This window comes from Paraburkholderia edwinii (genome assembly GCF_019428685.1).
In the GTDB taxonomy this organism is placed as follows: domain Bacteria; phylum Pseudomonadota; class Gammaproteobacteria; order Burkholderiales; family Burkholderiaceae; genus Paraburkholderia; species Paraburkholderia edwinii.
Genome location: NZ_CP080095.1, coordinates 4,445,685 through 4,462,774 on the forward strand (window position 1 = coordinate 4,445,685; position 17,090 = coordinate 4,462,774).

Sequence of the window (17,090 nt, forward strand, 5' to 3'; positions counted from 1 at the left end):
CGCCCCGCTACCTGTAGACGCTCGACCTCGCCGCCCTGTGACAGCCGCTCGAAAAAATATTCTTCGTCACGTTCACTCGCACGGACGCGTCTTCGCTGACAGGATCCGCGCTCAACGCGTGCGCGGCCCTGCCACTCTCTTATGGACTCAGCGAGGACCTCATGCACGTGCGCTACCCCACCCTGTCAGCTTCCCCCTCCGGCCTTAACCTCGTGCCGACCGTCATCGAACAGTCGGGCCGCGGCGAGCGCGCCTACGACATCTATTCGCGGCTGCTGCGCGAACGCATCGTGTTTCTGGTCGGCCCGGTCAACGAACAGTCGGCAAGCCTGATCGTCGCGCAGTTGCTGTTTCTCGAATCGGAGAACCCCGATAAGGATATTGCGTTCTACATCAATTCGCCAGGCGGCTCCGTCTATGACGGTCTCGCGATCTACGACACGATGCAGTTCATCAAGCCCGACGTGTCGACGCTATGCACCGGCTTTGCTGCGAGCATGGGCACGTTTCTGCTGGCCGCAGGCGCAAAAGGCAAACGCTACGCGCTGCCGAATGCGCGGATCATGATCCACCAACCGTCGGGCGGCAGCCAGGGCACAGCGTCGGACGTCGAGATCCAGGCGAAGGAAGTGATTTATCTGCGTGGGCGGCTCAACGCTTTGCTTGCCGAGCGCACGGACCAAACCGTCGCGCAGATCGAAGCGGACACCGACCGCGACAACTTCATGTCCGCCGACGCTGCGAAAACGTATGGGCTGATCGACGATGTGCTCGAAACCCGCGCGGCGCTCGCGCACAAGGAGAACGCAAACGCGCTGTAGGTGCACGCCAGCACCGACCGATCGCGGCTGCCTCATGCCGGTTTCAGCGAAAACGCGACCGCCACTGCAATAAATGGACAAAAGCCCTCGCCGCGAGGGCTTTTTTGTCGATCAATGCTTGCCGTGGCCGTGTCGCGTGCGATCTAATACTTTCTCTGTTTCTTACCGCGGCTTTGCAGGCAGGGCATGTAAAGCGGGCAAGCATTCCAATGGAGAAAACCACATGGCGTCATCTTTCGACACCGTCAGCATGGCGCTGTTCTGCGACTTCGAAAACGTCGCGCTCGGCGTGCGCGACGCAAAGTACGAAAAATTCGATATCAAGCTCGTGCTCGAGCGTCTGCTGCTCAAAGGCAGCATCGTCGTCAAGAAAGCGTATTGCGACTGGGAGCGTTACAAAGGCTTCAAGGCGGCCATGCACGAAGCGAATTTCGAGCTGATCGAAATTCCGCATGTGCGGCAATCGGGCAAGAATTCAGCCGATATCCGCCTTGTCGTCGATGCGCTCGACCTGTGCTACACGAAGTCGCACGTGAACACCTTTGTGATTATCAGCGGCGATTCGGACTTCTCGCCGCTCGTATCGAAACTGCGCGAGAACGCGAAACAGGTGATCGGCGTCGGCGTGCAGCGTTCGACATCCGACCTGCTCACCGCGAATTGCGACGAGTTTATTTTCTACGACGACCTGGTCCGCGAAAGCCAGCGCGCCGCCGCCAAACGCGAGGCGGCACGCGCGCCGCAACCATCGGCGAAGCGCGCGCCCGACAGCGACAAGCAGCGCAAGGAAGATCTCGATACGCGCAAGACGAAGGCGATCGATCTCGCCGTGCAGACCTTCGATGCGCTTGCGACCGAACGCGGCGACAGCGGCAAGATCTGGGCGTCGGTGCTGAAAAATGCGATCAAACGGCGCAAGCCCGATTTCAACGAAACGTATTACGGCTTTCGCGCGTTCGGCAATCTGCTCGAAGAAGCGCAGGCGCGTGGTCTGCTCGAAGTTGGGCGCGACGAGAAGTCAGGCACTTATGTGTATCGCAACGTGGTAGCGGGGCCGGCGGGCGAGACGGCGGTGGAGTCCGCGGTCGAGGCGGTCCGTGAGTTCGGTGGCGAGCGCGCGAGCCGCGGCGAAAGCGAATCGCAAGCCGCTGTGGAGGTGCTGCGCGAGGTCATCGATGGTCCGCAGGCGACGCTTGCGGCGTCTGCCGAAGCAGCGGCCGATGCAGAAGAGCTGGAGTCTCGCGAGCAGGATGGGCGGGACGAACGAGACGTACCAGGCGCACGCGCCGCGGCGGGGCAAGCACCGGCTGACCATGCCGGCGGTCGCAACCGGAAACGCACCGAACGCAAACCGGCCGCGAAAAAAGCGAAGAAGCCAAAGAAGGGATCGGCCGAAGGCGGCGGTCAGGCGGCGGAATCGGCGGGGCCCGTCAATGCGGAGTTGCCGTTTCTTGCGGAGGCTTCGCACGAGCAGGACGCAGCGCACGAATCCCAACACGAAGTCGCCGCTTCCGCTGCCGGAACCGGGAGCGCGGAAACCGGAAAGCCCGGCAAAACCGCACGCAAGTCGACGTCTCGCGGACGGCGGCCGCGCAAGGCCACGACGGCCGCGGGCGCGGAGTGATCGTCACGCACGATCTGACGTCGCGGAAAGCGCAATGCAATGTCGGTTGCGCGTGGCACGCGCGGCGCAGGCGAGTCTGACGCGGCCCGCGTTGCGCGCGTCGGTACCGTGTGTGCTAGATTCGCGATGCTTCTGCAATGCAGTTTTCAACACTCGACGCGCGCGCCGTTGCGGTTTCCAGGTCTTCACCCGTGCTCAACCGCAAGACATCAACCGCACAAGCGTCATCAAGAAGGCATCGTTTCAATGAGCTATCTCCCTCAACTCGCGCTGGTGGCCGGCGTCATGCTGCTCGCGTGCGCGAGCCCTGGGCCCGACCTGATGGCCGTTACGTCGCAGGCGTTGGCGAGGCGCCGCGCCGGACTCTCTGCCGCGTGCGGCATTGCGACGTCGCATGCGTTATGGGCGACGCTCGCGATCTTCGGGCTCGGCCTGATCCTCGCGCAACTCGCGTGGCTCTACGGCGCGATCCGCGTGGCCGGCGCGCTTTATCTGATCTATCTCGGCATCAGGATGCTCGCCGGTCTGGGTCAGCCGGCGGGTAAGCTCGAAGCGAGCGCTGCGGCCGCATCCAGCATGCGTGGCGCGTATCGCCGCGGACTCCTGGTTGGCCTGACCAATCCGAAAGGCGCGGCATTTTTCGGCGGATTGTTTGTCACCGTGTTGCCCGCGCATGCGCCGTCATGGGTCCATGCGGCGACGGTCGCCGTGGTTACCCTCGTATCGCTTGGCTGGTTCAACGCGATGGCCATCGTGTTTTCGATGCAGCGCGTGCAGAACGGCTACGGCCGCATCCGCAAGGTTGTTGACGGCGCGATGGGCACGATTCTGATCGCGCTCGGAGCAAAGCTCGCGCTCGACCGGTAAGCACACCATACCGCGTGGCACAACCTTTATGGCGTGCCGCCACCCATCAGACTCGAGAGGTTCGGGTTATCCGCTTTCCGGGTGCGCGCGCTCGTGTACCGTTCGGGCCGGAAGGCGCCCGGCAGTTCGACCACGACCTGCGCGCCGGGTCCCGCGTTATTGCTGGCCGTGATCGTGCCGCCGTGGCTTTCGATGATCGTCTTGCAAATCGACAGCCCCATTCCCATGCCGTCCTGCTTGGTCGTGAAGAACGGCGAAAAAAGCTTTTCCTGATCGTTCGCCGCGATGCCGGTGCCGACGTCGCGCACAACCACACGCACGCCGCCGTCCACGCTCGCCGACGAGATCACCGTCAGCACGCGCGCGCCGTCGACGCGGTCCATCGACTGGCTGCCGTTCGTCATCAGGTTGATCAGCACCTGCTGCAGCTGCACCGCATGCACTTCGACGCGCGGCAGTTGCGGACACAGCTCGAGCTTCAGCACGACGCGACTCTTCGATAGCTGAGGCTGCGCGAGCAGCACGGTGTCCTGAATGATGCGGTTCACGTCGTCGAGCCTGCGCACGGTGCCGTCCTTGCGCGCGAGCGCGCGCAGTTGCCGGACCACATCGGTCGCGCGCTGCGCATCCTTGATCATCCGCTCGACCGCGAGCCACGCTTCGCCGACGTCCGGCTCGGTGCGCGCGAGCCAACGCAAACTGGCCGCGCCGTTCGCGGCGATGGCCGCGAGCGGCTGGCTCACCTCGTGCGCAATCGATGCGGTGAGTTCGCCGAGTGTCGCGATACGCGTCGCGTGTGCGAGGTCGTCGTGCGCCTGCTGCAGACGCCGTTCGGCCTGCTTCGCTTCGCTGATGTCGATGACCGCGCCCGCATACTCGGTCTTGCCGCCCTTGTAGTCGACAGGGTGCGCAAGCAGGCGAATATCCTTGACTCGACCGTCAGGCATCATCAGCCGATGCGTGGTGTCGACTTCATGATCGCCGGCGCCGAGCCGCTCGAACGCACGCGTCGCTTCGTCGATATCGTCGGGATGCGTGCGCGCGAATACGGCATCCAGATCGATCTTCGTGCCGCGCTCGTATTCGTAGAGTCGATACATTTCGTGGGACCAGAAAAGCGCCCCGGTATGCGGATTCAGCGCGAAGCTGCCGGTATGGCTCAGGCGCTGCGCGTCGGTCAGATACGCTTCGCTCAACCGCAATGCGTCTTCGGCGCGCTTGCGGTCTTCGATATCGAGAATCGCGCCGTACCAGCGTACGATGCGCCCCGATGCGTCGCGCCGCGGCTTCACGATCGACATGCACCAGCGATAGCCGCGCCCGTCGTTGCCGAGCCGGAATTCGCACGAACCTTCGACACCGCTAACGAGCAGCTGCCGCCACACCTGCATCGAACGCTCGCGATCGTCCGGATGCACGGCTTCCTGCCAGCCCCAACCTTGCGCGCGGTCGAGCGTCATGCCGGTGAAGCGCACCCAACGGTCGTTGACGAAATCGAGGTAGCCGTCTGCCTGGGTACTCCAGACCATCACGGGCACATGGCCCCACGGAAAGCGCAGATCGCGTTCGCCTGTGCCATGCGCTGGCTCGTCCGCGCGGCATTCAGCGAAGCGGATCGCCGCGGCCGCGAAACCGCCGGGCGCATCATGGTCCACCCCGTGGTCCGCGCCGTTCGCGTCATTCGCGCTGATGCTGACGAGAAACCGCTGATAACAGCCGCTCGCGTCGAGAATGCGCACGTGCATGCGCCGGTCGGCGTTGCCGCCATGCGCGCGCGCACAGCCTTCCTGCACGCAGTAGAGGTCGTCGGGATGCAACAGCCGCTGCCAGCCGAAGCCGAGCAACTCGGTCAGAGGCCTGCCCGTATAACGCGTCCACGCTGCATTGAGCGACGCCGCGCCGCCATCAGGTGAGCCGTTCCAGATCAGTGCGGGCGCCGTGTCGAGCAGATTGAGTGAATCGAGTTCGGGTGTCATTGACTCAGGCCACGATAGTTAGTAGAGCGCACCGGCGTTAATAGATCGAATGTTGCGGACGCCACGACGGCACCATGACCCGGCATGCCGACACGCGAGACCGTTCGCGTCGCAGATGCCGACAACCCTTAAGAGACCTCAGTGATTGCGCGCATTCCTTGCGCGCGCGGCGCGAACCTTGCGAGCCCGGACCGCGCGGCTGTGCCGCCTGACCTCGGACGGCGGCAGCGCGATGGGCATCACGCCTCAAGACACCGGACGCCGATAAACCGTCGTCGCGAAGGCCTCTTTGCATTGCCTCGCCTCGCTGCGGTCATCGCGTCGCGAATGAGTGTACTGGCATATTTTTCCATCATCAAGCACGCACGCCGAGTGCGGTAACGCACGCAAACGGGCGACGCGTCTACATGTATAACAATGCATTCAAACAGGAAACGATGCTTCGTGAAACGCGAAACCGCAACACACAGAACGACGACATCACGATGACAGCGGCATAGCGGTCGCAATGGTCGTAACCCGCTATTGCCGGTGGCCGGATCTATTGGCGTGGATGGGTACGGACAACATACGAATACAAAAACAAAAGCCCTCGCAAGGGAGGGCTTTCATTTTCACTACGTCGCTTCGCTACGCCACTAAAGATCATTCGCCACACGAGGTGATGCGAACAAACGGGCGGGACCGGATGCGACTGCTACTGTTCCTGCCGTATCACGAACTGCTTCAGGCGAAGTTCTTCGCTGCGAAGTCCCAGTTCACGATGTTCCAGTATGCTTCGACGAACTTCGGACGTGCATTGCGATAGTCGATGTAGTACGCGTGTTCCCATACGTCGATCGTGAGCAGCGGCTTCGCGTCGGTGGTGAGCGGCGTGGCCGCATTGCTCGTCGAGACGAGGTCGAGCGAGCCGTCCGGCTTCTTCACAAGCCAGGCCCAGCCCGAGCCGAACGTGCCGACTGCCGTCTTCGTGAACTCTTCCTTGAACTTGTCGAAGGAACCCCACTTCTTGTTGATCGCTTCTGCGAGCGCGCCGGTCGGTTGGCCGCCGCCTTGCGGCTTCAGGCTATTCCAGAAGAACGTGTGATTCCACACTTGAGCCGAATTGTTGAACACGCCGCCCGACGATTTCTTGACGATTTCTTCAAGCGTCAGATTTTCGTACTCGGTGCCCTTGATCAGATTATTCAGGTTAGTCACATAGGTCTGGTGATGCTTGCCGTAATGAAACTCGAGCGTCTCTTCGGACATGTGCGGCGCGAGTGCGTTTTTCGCGAACGGCAGAGGCGGGAGCTGATGTTCCATGGTGCTTTCCTTCTATCTGTTTATGGGGAAGTCTGCGGACAACGCTTGTAGAGCAATGGATTGTAGGCGAGTTGGGATAACCCCGCAAACCAACGGTCTTTTGACCAGGGGGATATCAATTGCGGGTCCGGCTTACGGAATTCACGCGGCGCGCGCGAACGCAACCGCAGGTCTGAACGTCGCGCGATGCCGCAGGCCGATCGCAGGGCATCTGCAATCCGGCGTTGCATCGAGTCAGTATCAAGCGGCGTACCCGGGCCGCTATTGCAGTCCTATCGGCGTTCTATCCGGGACTTCATGGGCGTTATATCCGCGCCTGTCTCCAACGCTTCCGTGACATTTCGTTCGCGTATTCGCGCGATATATGAATCGGCGTAATGAGTGCAATTGCTTCTTGCTTGAGCATGGCGACAAGGTCAAATCTACTTTGGACCGATGCGCTTCCAGCGCGCCTTAAAGCCCCGCCTTGACGCGCGCCTAGAACCCTTCCGTCAGACGCGGCTGCACATCGGATAGCGCAATGTCCGCCGAGCCTTCCGCGAGATGCACGGTCAGGCGGCGTCCCGGTTTCAGGGCCGTCGGCGCACGCACCGCGCGGCCGTTTTGCGCATCGAGTAGCGCGGCATATCCGCGCTCGAACGTGCGTTGCGGACTCAGCACTTCGAGCCGCGCGGCGAGCGCCGCGATATGCGCGGCATCGCGTTCATGCCGCCGCACGAACGCATTGCGCAAGCGTTCGTCGAGTCGGGCCAATGCGCTGCGGTGCACGGTCACGTCCGGACACCAGCGCTGCCAGCGCATGCGCAGCAAGGCAAAGCGCGCACGCGCGTCGCGAACCGGTCGCGCGCCTGCCGACGCGAGCCGCACGCTCAACTGATGCAAATGCGTACGTTGCCGCGCGAGCCTCTCAGCCGGCGACACGAGACGTCGCGCAAGCCAGTCGAGCTGTTGCGCACGACGCTCCATCATGCGGCCGAAGCCGCGCGCGAGTGCGGCGTGCCGATGGTCGAGATCGCGTAGCAACAGCACGCGCTGCGGGCTCACGAGTTCAGCCGCGCCGGTCGGCGTCGGCGCACGGACATCGGCGGCGAAGTCGGCAATCGTGAAGTCCGTTTCGTGACCGACGCCGCTCACGACTGGCACCTCGCTCGCCGCGATCGCGCGCGCGAGCACTTCCTCGTTGAACGCCCAAAGGTCTTCGATCGATCCGCCGCCGCGGCACACGATCAACACGTCGACTTCGCGCCGCGCGTTCGCCGTTTCGACCATCGCCGCGAGCCTCGCGCCCACGCCCACACCTTGCACCGGCGCCGGATAAACGATCACCGGAATATGCGGCGCGCGACGCGAAAGCGTGGTCAGCACATCGCGCAGCGCGGCCGCCTGCAGCGACGTGACGATGCCGATCGAGCGCGGATGCGCGGGCAGCGGCCGCTTGCGCTCGGCGGCAAAGAGGCCCTCGGCTTCGAGCTGTGCCTTCAGCTTCAAAAACGCTTCGTACAGGCGCCCCTGACCGGTGCGGCGCACCGCTTCGACGTTGAGCTGCAATTCGCCGCGCGGCTCGTACATCGTGACGAGCGCGCGCACCTCGATGCGATCGCCTTCGCGCGGCGTGAACTCCGCGTACTGCGCGCGGCCGCGGAACATCACGCAGCGCATCTGCGCTTGGGCATCCTTGATCGAGAAGTACCAGTGGCCGCTGGCGGCGCGCGTGAAGTTCGACACTTCGCCCGATACCCACACGAGCGGAAACGAGCGCTCGAGCATCGTGCCGATTGCGCGGTTCAATACGGACACCGGCACGACGGCATCGGCGCCGCTCGGGATGGATGAAGCGAAGGGACTATCTGAATTCATGCGATGTTCGGATTGGATCGGGTAGACGAAACGCGGTAATCGGGGCAGTTTCCTTAGGCCGAACAGACGATAGACCGAGTGGCCGGCCGCGTCCACCCTTCAAGAGATCGGGTTAGTCACGTTGTTAAAAGTGTCCACATGTCGGGATACTAAACAAGAGGGGTCGAAAACGCCCCGGAAAGCCCAATGAATTCGAGATAGGTTGCTGATTTTTATGGACTTTTTATCTCTTAAATGTATACCTAGCCCGGCGCGAGGCTTGGACGGCGGTGCTTGCAGTTGAATGCGGGGCAGGTTCTCCACAAAGTTATCCACAGGTGCGCCGGGTAGCGCCGGCGGTCGCAAAACGGCCGCTGGCGTGGTCGATGCTATTGCTGCCGACTTGCCGCGACGCGGCTTCGCGCGATAGAGTGCCGGGTCCCGCTGCCGGTACGTACGCACGCGGTGCCGTTGTGGTCCGCGTCCGCGGTTCGCTGCAATCAGAATTGCCTGGAGAAACCTGTCGATGCCGACCCCGTTCACCGTGTCACGCGCGCCTTGCCTGCCGCTCACATGCGCGCTCACGTGCGGCGTGCGCTCGCGCCGTCCGGCGGTAACTCAATACGAATGAACGAACTGCGAACTCGCATCGAGTCCACCATCGCGCGCGAGTGGCAGCGGCGCGGTCCGTTCGCCTGGGTGCTGTCGCCGCTGGCCTGCGTGTTCGGCGCCATCGCGGCCGCGCGCCGCGGCGCGTTCGCGGCGGGCTGGCTCGAGCGGGTCAACGTCGGCGTGCCGGTCGTCGTAGTCGGCAACGTCACCGTCGGCGGCACCGGCAAAACGCCGACTGTCATCGCGCTCGTCGAAGCGCTGCGCGCGGCAGGCTTCACGCCCGGCGTCGTATCGCGCGGCTACGGCGCGCGCGTGCGCACGCCGACCGCCGTGACCTCCGCGTCGGCAGTCTCGCAAGCCGGCGACGAGCCGCTTCTGATCGCGCGCCGCACCGGCGTGCCGGTGTGGGTCTGCCCCGACCGCGTCGCGGCCGCGCGGGCATTGATCGCCGCGCATCGCGACGTCGACGTGATCGTCAGCGATGACGGACTGCAGCACTATCGTCTCGCGCGCGACGTCGAACTCGTCGTGTTCGATCATCGCTTGGGTGGCAACGGTTTTCTGCTGCCGGCCGGTCCGCTGCGCGAATCGCTGTCGCGGCGCCGCGATGCGACGCTCGTCAACAGCCCCTACGAACGCACGCTGCCGCCCTGGCCCAATACGTACGCGCTGCAATTGACGCCCGGCGATGCGTGGCATCTCGACAATCCGCATCTGCGCCGGCCGCTTGCGCAATTCACCGGTGTCAGGGTGCTGGCCGCGGCAGGCATCGGCGCCCCCGAGCGCTTCTTCGCCACGCTGCGCGCGGCCGGCATTGCGCCCGATACGCGCGCATTACCCGACCACTACGCGTTCGCCGCCAATCCATTTGCCGATGTCGAGGCCGATGCGATCCTGGTTACCGAAAAGGATGCGGTAAAATTAGGGGCTTGGCGTGACGCGCGAATCTGGGTCGTTCCGGTCGAAGCCGCGCTCGATCATCGCCTTATCGAATCCGTTGTGGAGAAACTCCGTGGACGCCCGTCTGCTTGAAATCCTCGTCTGCCCGATCTGCAAGGGCCCGCTCAGCTACGATCGTTCGGCGCAAGAACTCATCTGCAACGCCGACAAGCTCGCCTACCCCATTCGTGATGGCATCCCCGTCATGCTCGTCGAAGAGGCGCGGCAGACCGTCGAAGGCACACCCGTCGATCTCAACCCGGGGTCGGTTGCGTGAGCAGCCGGCCAGGCAGTTCCATGAGCGGTTCGTCTGTCGCCGCCCCGCCCTTCATCGCCGTCGTTCCGGCCCGTCTCGCTTCCACCCGCTTACCGAACAAGCCGCTCGCCGACCTCGGCGGCAAGCCGATGGTCGTGCGCGTGGCTGAACGCGCGCGCGAGTCGGGCGCGCAGCAGGTGCTGATCGCAACCGATTCACCGCAGGTGCTCGAGGCCGCTCGCGAACACGGCTTCGACGCGATGCTGACGCGCGCCGATCATCCGTCCGGTACCGACCGGCTCGCCGAAGTCGCAGTGCAGCATGGATGGAGCGACGAAACGATCGTCGTCAACGTGCAAGGCGACGAACCGCTGATCGATCCGGCGCTCGTGCGCGGCGTTGCGTCGCACCTCGCAGTAAACGAAGGCTGTGCGATCGCAACCGCCGCGCATCCGATCAGCGATCCCACGGAAGTGTTCAATCCGAACGTCGTGAAGGTCGTGCTCGACGCACGCGGCGTTGCGCTTTACTTCTCGCGCGCGCCGATTCCCTGGGCACGCGATGCGTGGCAACCGCAATCGCCCGCGCAGTTGCCCAATCTCGCCGCGATGCCCGCGCCGCCTGCGTCCGCGACGGTCTACCGGCATATCGGCCTCTATGCGTACCGCGCGAAATTTCTGCGTACGTTTCCGTCGCTGACCCTTTCGCCGATCGAGCAGACCGAGGCGCTCGAGCAGCTGCGCGCGATGTGGCATGGCGAACGGATCGCGGTGCTCGTTACGCCCGATACGCCGCTGCCGGGCGTCGATACACCGGCCGACCTGGCGCGCGTGCAGGCGCTTTTCGGGTCGTCAGTGTAAAAACCCATGGCATAATCGGGACGGTTAGCGAACCACCGGCAAGGCCGTTCGCTATTGCGGTTCGCAATGGCAGTCGCCATCGCGGATGATGTAGCGGTTGCCACTGCCGTTGCCATCGCGATTGCCACTGCAGTTGCCACCGCAGTTGCCAAATATGTCCCGCTTGTCCGCTCGTTGTGCAGTCCACCATCGTATGCTGCAGCGCCGTCGCGTATCGCGCGTGACGAGCAGCGCGGCGCGTGGTCTGCGTCGATCCGGCGAGATGGCTTAAGGGCGAAGCTGCGGACCAGGCAGCGATCGAAGCAGCGTGATAAGCGCGGGTGCGCTGCGCGCCGAACAGAATTTACATAGAGATCTGGAGATATCGCATGCGTTTGATCCTGTTGGGCGCGCCCGGAGCGGGCAAGGGCACCCAGGCAAACTTCATCAAGGACAAGTTCGGCATTCCGCAGATTTCGACGGGCGACATGCTGCGCGCTGCGGTGAAGGCCGGTACCCCGCTTGGCATCGAAGCGAAGCGCTATATGGATGCCGGCGAACTCGTCACCGATGAACTGATCATCAACCTCGTGAAGGAACGCCTGCTCGAGCCGGACTGCAAGAACGGCTATCTGTTCGACGGCTTTCCGCGCACGCTGCCGCAGGCCGAAGCGATGAAGCAGGCGGGCGTCGCGATCGACTACGTGGTCGAGATCGACGTGCCGTTCGACGAGATCATCGTGCGGATGAGCGGCCGCCGCGTGCATGCGCCGTCGGGCCGCACGTATCACGTCAAGTTCAATCCGCCGAAGGTCGCGAACGTCGACGACGTGACCGGCGAGCCGCTGATCCAGCGCGACGACGACAAGGAAGAAACCGTGCGCAAACGTCTGGATGTCTATGTCGCGCAGACGAAACCGCTGATCGACTACTACCAGGCCTGGGCGCAGAAAGGCGATCCATCCACGACGCTGAAGGCGCCGGCGTATCGGCGTATCTCGGGGCTCGGCACGGTCGATGAAATTCGCACGCGCGTATTCGATGCATTGAAGTAAAAGCGTAGCGCTTGCGCACCACCCTTTCCGCACAGCGTTTTTAGAAAGCCGCCCCTTAGTGGGCGGTTTTTGTTTGTGCGATGGTTCGGAGACTGCGGCAGCCGTTTGATCAGACATCCGAATCATCGTCACGGTGATTACTGACGTGAGTCGCTGGGCCGGTGAGATGCCGTGCCTGCCTTTTACGCGCGAACCGCACCCGATACAATCGTTGCTTGACACGCAGTCGCGGCATCGGCCGCGGCAAACCGGTAGAAGGAGATTGTATGGATATCCGCGACAACGCATTTCTGATCACCGGCGGCGCATCCGGTCTCGGTGCGGCCACCGCGCGCCTCTTCGCCGAAAACGGCGGCAAGGTCGTGCTCGCCGATCTGAACGAGGCAGCCGGCACGCAACTCGCGAAGGAACTCGGCGGCGTGTTCGTCAAATGCGACGTCACGCGCGAAGACGATGCGGTGCAAGCGGTCGACGCCGCGGCGAAGCTGGGCGCGCTGCGCGGGCTGATCAATTGCGCGGGCGTTGCACCGGCCATGAAGACCGTCGGCAGGGACGGCCCGCATTCGCTCGACGCGTTTTCGAAGACCATCGCAATCAACCTGATCGGCACGTTCAACATGATTCGCCTCGCCGCGGCCGCGATGGCGAAGCTCGAACCGAATGCGGGCGGCGAACGCGGCGTGATCGTCAATACGGCGTCCGTTGCGGCTTTCGACGGTCAAATCGGCCAGGCCGCGTATGCGGCATCGAAGGCGGGTGTCGCCGGCATGACCTTGCCGGTCGCGCGCGACTTATCGCGCAACGGCATCCGCGTGATGACAATTGCGCCCGGCATCTTCGAAACGCCGATGCTGCTCGGCATGCCGCAGGAAGTGCAGGACTCGCTCGGCGCGATGGTGCCGTTCCCGCCGCGTCTGGGCAAACCGATCGAATACGCGCTGCTCGCGAAGCAGATTTTCGATAACCCGATGCTGAATGGCGAAGTGATTCGTCTCGATGGCGCGATTCGCATGCAGCCGAAGTAAACGTACGGAGTCGCTGTCGTATTGGATATGGCGATCGCGATGCGCTGTCGCGACGCATAAAGAAAAGCCTGCCGGCGAAAATGTTTCGCTAGCAGGCTTTTGTTCTTTGCGCACTTTGGTGCTTTCGTTGCTTCGAAGCCTTCGTATTCTTCGCGTTTTCGTGTGACAGAACGCGCCGCGCGCCGTATGCCGCACACGCCTTTCAGTTGGCACCATCCATCGCGGCCGTCAGTCCCGATCGTTGTGCTGCGTGCGCTGGCGAATTTCCTCGAGCTGCGATTCCACGACGGTTGCGTCGTCCGCATCGGGCCGGTCGCCGAGATAACGCTCGAGGTCTTCGAGCGCGGGCCGCAGATAGTCGAGCCGCGCGTAAGCAAAGCCACGGTCGCGCACTTCCTCGATGCTTTCCGGCAGCAGAATCACGAGCCGCTGCTGCACCGCGAGCAGACGCTGCCAACGCTCGGTCTGCAGATACGTCGACTTCAGGTTACGCAGCATGCGCGCGATAATCTCGCGCCGCGTCGCGGGCTGCAGCAGCATGCGCAGCGCGCGGCCGACCGAGTCGCCGGCCTTCGCGACATACGGCTCGAGCATCTCGACCATTTCGGATTCGGACAGCGAATGCCCGCTCGTCGGATCGAGCATCACATCGCCTTCGGGTGTCGTTACACGCAACAGGAAGTGCCCGGGAAACGATACACCGCGCACCGGAATATCGACCTGGCTTGCGATCTCGAGGTACAGCACGGCGAGCGAGATCGGGATACCGCGCCGCCGCTTGAGCACGACGTTGAGGTGGCTGTTGTCGGGATCGTAATAGTCGTTGACGTTGGCCGCAAACCCGAGTTCGCGAAAGAAGAACCGGTTCAGGATGCCGACTTTCTGCTTGACGTCCGCATCGTCGGGCATGCGCCGCTGCAGACGCAGGACCAGTTCGTCGATCTCCGCAAGCGTGCCTTGCAGATCGAGATCGGGGTAGGCGTCCTGCGCGAGCGAAAGCGCCGCTTCCGTCAGCGGAAGGCTTTCGTCCTCGGCGACAAGCGTGCTGAAATAGTCGAGAACCCGCGTCATCGTGATCACTTCACTCGCCTTCTGAAATACGCGTATTTGAAGCCCATCAGCCACAGCATACCGAAATATAGCGCGGCAAACAGAACGAGGCATGCGCCGAGCAGCACGATTCGCGTGAACGGCGCATCGTGCATGCCGATCCAGTCGAAGCTCGCGGAAAGCCACCGCATCACGCCTGCCAGCACGAGACACGCACCGAACAGTTGCACGAAAAAGCGCGTCCACCCTGCTGACGGCATATAGATGCCGCGCCGCCGCAAGCCGATAAAGAGAAACAACGCGTTCATGCAAGCGCCGAGCCCGACCGACAGCGTGAGCCCCGCGTGCGAGAAAATCGGCACGAAGACATAGTTGCACGCCTGCGTGAAAATCAGGACGCCGATGCCGATTTTCACCGGCGTCTTGATGTCCTGCTTCGCATAGAAGCCCGGCGCGAGGATCTTGATCAAGATCAGGCCAACGAGACCGACACCGTAAGCGGCGAGCGCGCGCCCCACCATCACGACCGCATTGCCGTCGAACTTGCCGTAGTGAAAGAGCGTCGCTGTGAGCGGCTCGGCAAAAAAGAACAGCGCGATCGCGCTCGGCGCGGCGAGCAGGAACGTGACGCGCAAGCCCCAATCGAGCAGCGACGAATACTCATGCGTATCGGCGTCGACGTGTGCTTTCGACAGACTCGGCAGCAGGATCGTGCCGAGCGCGACGCCGAGCAGCGCGGTCGGGAATTCCATAAGCCGGTCCGCGTAATTGATCCACGACACCGCGCCCGGCCCGATATGCGACGCGATATTCGTGTTGATGATGAGGCTGATCTGCGCAACAGAAACCGCGAACATCGATGGCACCATCTTCGCGAGCACGCGTTTCACCCCACGATGCGCGAGCGCGCGAATCGGATTGAGCCCGATGCGCGGCAGCATGTCGATCTTCTTCAATACCGGCAGCTGCACGATGAATTGCAGGATGCCGCCGGCAATCACGGCCCACGCGAGCGCATAGACGGGCGTGCGCAAATGCGGCGCGACGAACACGGCGGCGAAGATGAACGCAACGTTGAGCAGCACCGGCGCGAACGCGGGCATCGAGAAGTGCTTGTACGTGTTGAGCACGCTCGATGCGAGCGACGTCAGCGAAATAAAAACGATGTACGGGAACATGATCCGCGTCATCGTGACCGCAAGCGGGAAGGCGTCGCCGTCGGTGCGCAGGCCCGACGCGACGACGAGCACGACCCACGACGCGGCGACCACGCCCAGCAGCGATATGACGAGGAGCACCCACGCAAGCACAGTCGACGTTGCATCGACGAGCGCTTTCGTTGCGTCGTGGCCCTGCTGGTTCTTGAATTCGGCGAGAATCGGCACGAATGCCTGCGAGAACGCACCTTCGGCCGAAATACGGCGCAGCAGGTTCGGAATGCGGAAGGCGACGTAGAACGCGTCGGTGAATTGGCTGGCGCCGAACGCACGGGCGATCAGCGTCTCGCGGGCCAGTCCGGTCACGCGGGACAGCAGCGTGAAGCCGCTGACCGTCAACAGGGCTCGGAATAGATTCATGGGGCGCTTATTATACGGGTCCGTCCGGGACGAAAGAGGGTGTCAGAACGCGATTCGGACCCATCCGCGCGCAGGACGTTCGCGGCGCAAGCGTGATTTCGGCTGGAAATTGCGCGGCTTGTCAGTTGGGCGGTTCTGTTGCTATAATCGTCCGTTTCGAAGCTTGCTTGCCTTCTTTGCCTGCCCGCCACAAGGTCCCACGGCGCGGCACAGCGTCGGCATAGGCCAGTCTTCGCATTGTTGTCGTAATCTGAATCAGATCAACGCTCGCGGGCAATCGCTTCCGCGGGTTGAATCCAGAAGCAGCGCCGGGTATCCGGATCGGCCGTCGGCCGGTCGAAGGGGTCGGCACTGGAAACAGGAACAGGATAAGGAACCACGTCATGGCTAACACCAAACAAGCACGCAAGCGCGCCCGTCAGGCCGCCAAGGCCAACTCGCATAACTCGGCGCTGCGCTCGAAGTTCCGTACGGCAATCAAGGCCGTGCGCAAGGCAATCGAAGCCGGCGACTCAGCGAAGGCTGCTGAAGTGTTCAAGGCATCGTCGAAAACCATCGACATCATTGCCGACAAGAAAATCGTTCACAAGAACAAGGCCGCTCGTCATAAGAGCCGCCTGGCTGCAGCCGTCAAGGGCCTGCAAGCCCCCGCAGCACAGTAAATTCGCAAGTCCTGCCAACCCGCGCTATGCGGGTTGTTTCCTGTTTCCGCTGCTACATTGAAGCCCGCCTCGGCGGGCTTTTTTGTTGGCCGCTTTTTGTTGACCATCGTCGGCCGCAAGAGAATTGGCCGATACGGCTCGGGCATAAAAAAACCCGCCATGCGGGTTCGGATTGGGTCGGGCTTGATTGTTAGAACGTCCTGCCTTGTTGCGTCCCGTGGTGCGGTGGCAATTCACACGCTTCAGTGACGACGAGGTCGTTGTCTTTGGCGAAGTTCATCACAAAGTCAAACGCCATCGGCTCGATATCGCGCAAGCGCGAATCGAGAATCACGCATTTGAGGTCGCCAAGGATCGTAGGGCGGACGTACAGCGAATATTGCAGGCGCGCATTCGGCCCCCTCGCCCCCGGACCGAAACCCGACATCACGCCCGCAAGACGCTCCGACCAGTCGCTCGGCCGAAACTTCTTTCCCGTGCTGGTGATGCCTTGAATGAAGAACTCGGTTGGGGGTGTGTCGGCCATGTAGGAAACCCTGTGTGACTGCCCAGCGGAGCGCCAACGGAAAAGCTACCTGAAACACGACCACGCGAGGATCTGTACGCGCACGTTATGCGTACCCCGGTTGCGTAACTCCGTTACGTA

Annotated in this window: 15 protein-coding genes; 9 read left to right on the top strand and 6 right to left on the bottom strand. The window is 62.8% G+C overall.

The features are described from left to right. The first annotated feature begins 161 nt into the window (after positions 1-161). The 3 genes from clpP (at position 162) to KZJ38_RS19760 (ending at position 3,312) form a co-directional block, all read left to right on the top strand. Positions 162-821, top strand: coding sequence for an ATP-dependent Clp endopeptidase proteolytic subunit ClpP (gene clpP / locus KZJ38_RS19750; RefSeq protein ID WP_219797845.1), 660 nt, complete (start codon positions 162-164; stop codon positions 819-821). A gap of 223 nt (positions 822-1,044) precedes the next feature. Next, the gene (locus KZJ38_RS19755) at positions 1,045-2,445 is read left to right on the top strand and encodes an NYN domain-containing protein (protein ID WP_219797846.1); all 1,401 of its coding nucleotides are present in this window, start codon (positions 1,045-1,047) and stop codon (positions 2,443-2,445) included. Between the two features lie 246 nt (positions 2,446-2,691). Next, the gene (locus tag KZJ38_RS19760; RefSeq protein WP_219797847.1) at positions 2,692-3,312 is read left to right on the top strand and encodes a LysE family transporter; all 621 of its coding nucleotides are present in this window, start codon (positions 2,692-2,694) and stop codon (positions 3,310-3,312) included. 26 nt (positions 3,313-3,338) lie between these two features. Here KZJ38_RS19760 and KZJ38_RS19765 read toward each other — a convergent pair whose 3' ends face one another. The 3 genes from KZJ38_RS19765 to xseA all read right to left on the bottom strand — a co-directional run bounded on the left by KZJ38_RS19765 (position 3,339) and on the right by xseA (position 8,450). Beyond that, entirely contained in the window at positions 3,339-5,288 is a 1,950-nt protein-coding gene (locus KZJ38_RS19765; RefSeq protein ID WP_219797848.1) for a PAS domain-containing sensor histidine kinase, read from the bottom strand. Between the two features lie 726 nt (positions 5,289-6,014). Continuing rightward, entirely contained in the window at positions 6,015-6,593 is a 579-nt protein-coding gene (locus KZJ38_RS19770) for a superoxide dismutase (RefSeq protein WP_219797849.1), read from the bottom strand. A 477-nt stretch (positions 6,594-7,070) separates the two neighbouring features. Beyond that, complete coding sequence (xseA, locus tag KZJ38_RS19775; RefSeq protein WP_219797850.1) at positions 7,071-8,450, bottom strand: exodeoxyribonuclease VII large subunit; 1,380 nt, start codon at positions 8,448-8,450, stop codon at positions 7,071-7,073. A gap of 606 nt (positions 8,451-9,056) precedes the next feature. On the opposite strand from xseA, the gene lpxK reads away from it, so the two are divergent. The 5 genes from lpxK to KZJ38_RS19800 all read left to right on the top strand — a co-directional run bounded on the left by lpxK (position 9,057) and on the right by KZJ38_RS19800 (position 13,155). Further along, positions 9,057-10,073: a tetraacyldisaccharide 4'-kinase gene (lpxK, locus tag KZJ38_RS19780; protein ID WP_219797851.1), complete on the top strand. Its 1,017-nt coding sequence runs from the start codon at positions 9,057-9,059 to the stop codon at positions 10,071-10,073. After that, a complete protein-coding gene (locus KZJ38_RS19785; protein ID WP_075155923.1) occupies positions 10,054-10,257 on the top strand; it encodes a Trm112 family protein in 204 nt (67 codons plus the stop codon). Before lpxK ends, KZJ38_RS19785 begins: the two co-directional genes overlap by 20 nt. Before the next feature lie 20 nt (positions 10,258-10,277). Further along, a complete protein-coding gene (gene kdsB / locus KZJ38_RS19790) occupies positions 10,278-11,096 on the top strand; it encodes a 3-deoxy-manno-octulosonate cytidylyltransferase (RefSeq protein WP_219797852.1) in 819 nt (272 codons plus the stop codon). 368 nt (positions 11,097-11,464) lie between these two features. Then, entirely contained in the window at positions 11,465-12,130 is a 666-nt protein-coding gene (gene adk / locus KZJ38_RS19795; RefSeq protein ID WP_219797853.1) for an adenylate kinase, read from the top strand. 266 nt (positions 12,131-12,396) lie between these two features. Beyond that, the gene (locus KZJ38_RS19800; protein ID WP_219797854.1) at positions 12,397-13,155 is read left to right on the top strand and encodes a 3-hydroxyacyl-CoA dehydrogenase; all 759 of its coding nucleotides are present in this window, start codon (positions 12,397-12,399) and stop codon (positions 13,153-13,155) included. A 228-nt stretch (positions 13,156-13,383) separates the two neighbouring features. On the opposite strand, the gene KZJ38_RS19805 is transcribed toward KZJ38_RS19800, so the two are convergent. Continuing rightward, the gene (locus tag KZJ38_RS19805; protein ID WP_219800487.1) at positions 13,384-14,226 is read right to left on the bottom strand and encodes a SirB1 family protein; all 843 of its coding nucleotides are present in this window, start codon (positions 14,224-14,226) and stop codon (positions 13,384-13,386) included. Positions 14,227-14,231: 5 nt separating this feature from the next. Beyond that, entirely contained in the window at positions 14,232-15,782 is a 1,551-nt protein-coding gene (murJ, locus tag KZJ38_RS19810; protein ID WP_219797855.1) for a murein biosynthesis integral membrane protein MurJ, read from the bottom strand. Between the two features lie 383 nt (positions 15,783-16,165). On the opposite strand from murJ, the gene rpsT reads away from it, so the two are divergent. Further along, positions 16,166-16,444 carry a 30S ribosomal protein S20 gene (gene rpsT / locus KZJ38_RS19815; protein ID WP_219797856.1) on the top strand — a complete coding sequence of 93 codons (279 nt, stop codon included), beginning with the start codon at positions 16,166-16,168 and terminating at the stop codon, positions 16,442-16,444. 190 nt (positions 16,445-16,634) lie between these two features. On the opposite strand, the gene KZJ38_RS19820 is transcribed toward rpsT, so the two are convergent. Then, the gene (locus KZJ38_RS19820) at positions 16,635-16,970 is read right to left on the bottom strand and encodes a DUF3579 domain-containing protein (protein WP_075155917.1); all 336 of its coding nucleotides are present in this window, start codon (positions 16,968-16,970) and stop codon (positions 16,635-16,637) included. Positions 16,971-17,090: the final 120 nt, after the last annotated feature.

Bases quoted from the DNA above. Each gene is read 5' to 3' on its own strand.
- clpP (WP_219797845.1), top strand. From the start codon at position 162: ATGCACGTGCGCTACCCCACCCTGTCAGCTTCCCCCTCCGGCCTTAAC.
- KZJ38_RS19755 (WP_219797846.1), top strand. From the start codon at position 1,045: ATGGCGTCATCTTTCGACACCGTCAGCATGGCGCTGTTCTGCGACTTC.
- KZJ38_RS19760 (WP_219797847.1), top strand. From the start codon at position 2,692: ATGAGCTATCTCCCTCAACTCGCGCTGGTGGCCGGCGTCATGCTGCTC.
- KZJ38_RS19765 (WP_219797848.1), bottom strand. From the start codon at position 5,288: ATGACACCCGAACTCGATTCACTCAATCTGCTCGACACGGCGCCCGCA.
- KZJ38_RS19770 (WP_219797849.1), bottom strand. From the start codon at position 6,593: ATGGAACATCAGCTCCCGCCTCTGCCGTTCGCGAAAAACGCACTCGCG.
- xseA (WP_219797850.1), bottom strand. From the start codon at position 8,450: ATGAATTCAGATAGTCCCTTCGCTTCATCCATCCCGAGCGGCGCCGAT.
- lpxK (WP_219797851.1), top strand. From the start codon at position 9,057: ATGAACGAACTGCGAACTCGCATCGAGTCCACCATCGCGCGCGAGTGG.
- kdsB (WP_219797852.1), top strand. From the start codon at position 10,278: ATGAGCGGTTCGTCTGTCGCCGCCCCGCCCTTCATCGCCGTCGTTCCG.
- adk (WP_219797853.1), top strand. From the start codon at position 11,465: ATGCGTTTGATCCTGTTGGGCGCGCCCGGAGCGGGCAAGGGCACCCAG.
- KZJ38_RS19800 (WP_219797854.1), top strand. From the start codon at position 12,397: ATGGATATCCGCGACAACGCATTTCTGATCACCGGCGGCGCATCCGGT.
- KZJ38_RS19805 (WP_219800487.1), bottom strand. From the start codon at position 14,226: ATGACGCGGGTTCTCGACTATTTCAGCACGCTTGTCGCCGAGGACGAA.
- murJ (WP_219797855.1), bottom strand. From the start codon at position 15,782: ATGAATCTATTCCGAGCCCTGTTGACGGTCAGCGGCTTCACGCTGCTG.
- rpsT (WP_219797856.1), top strand. From the start codon at position 16,166: ATGGCTAACACCAAACAAGCACGCAAGCGCGCCCGTCAGGCCGCCAAG.
- KZJ38_RS19820 (WP_075155917.1), bottom strand. From the start codon at position 16,970: ATGGCCGACACACCCCCAACCGAGTTCTTCATTCAAGGCATCACCAGC.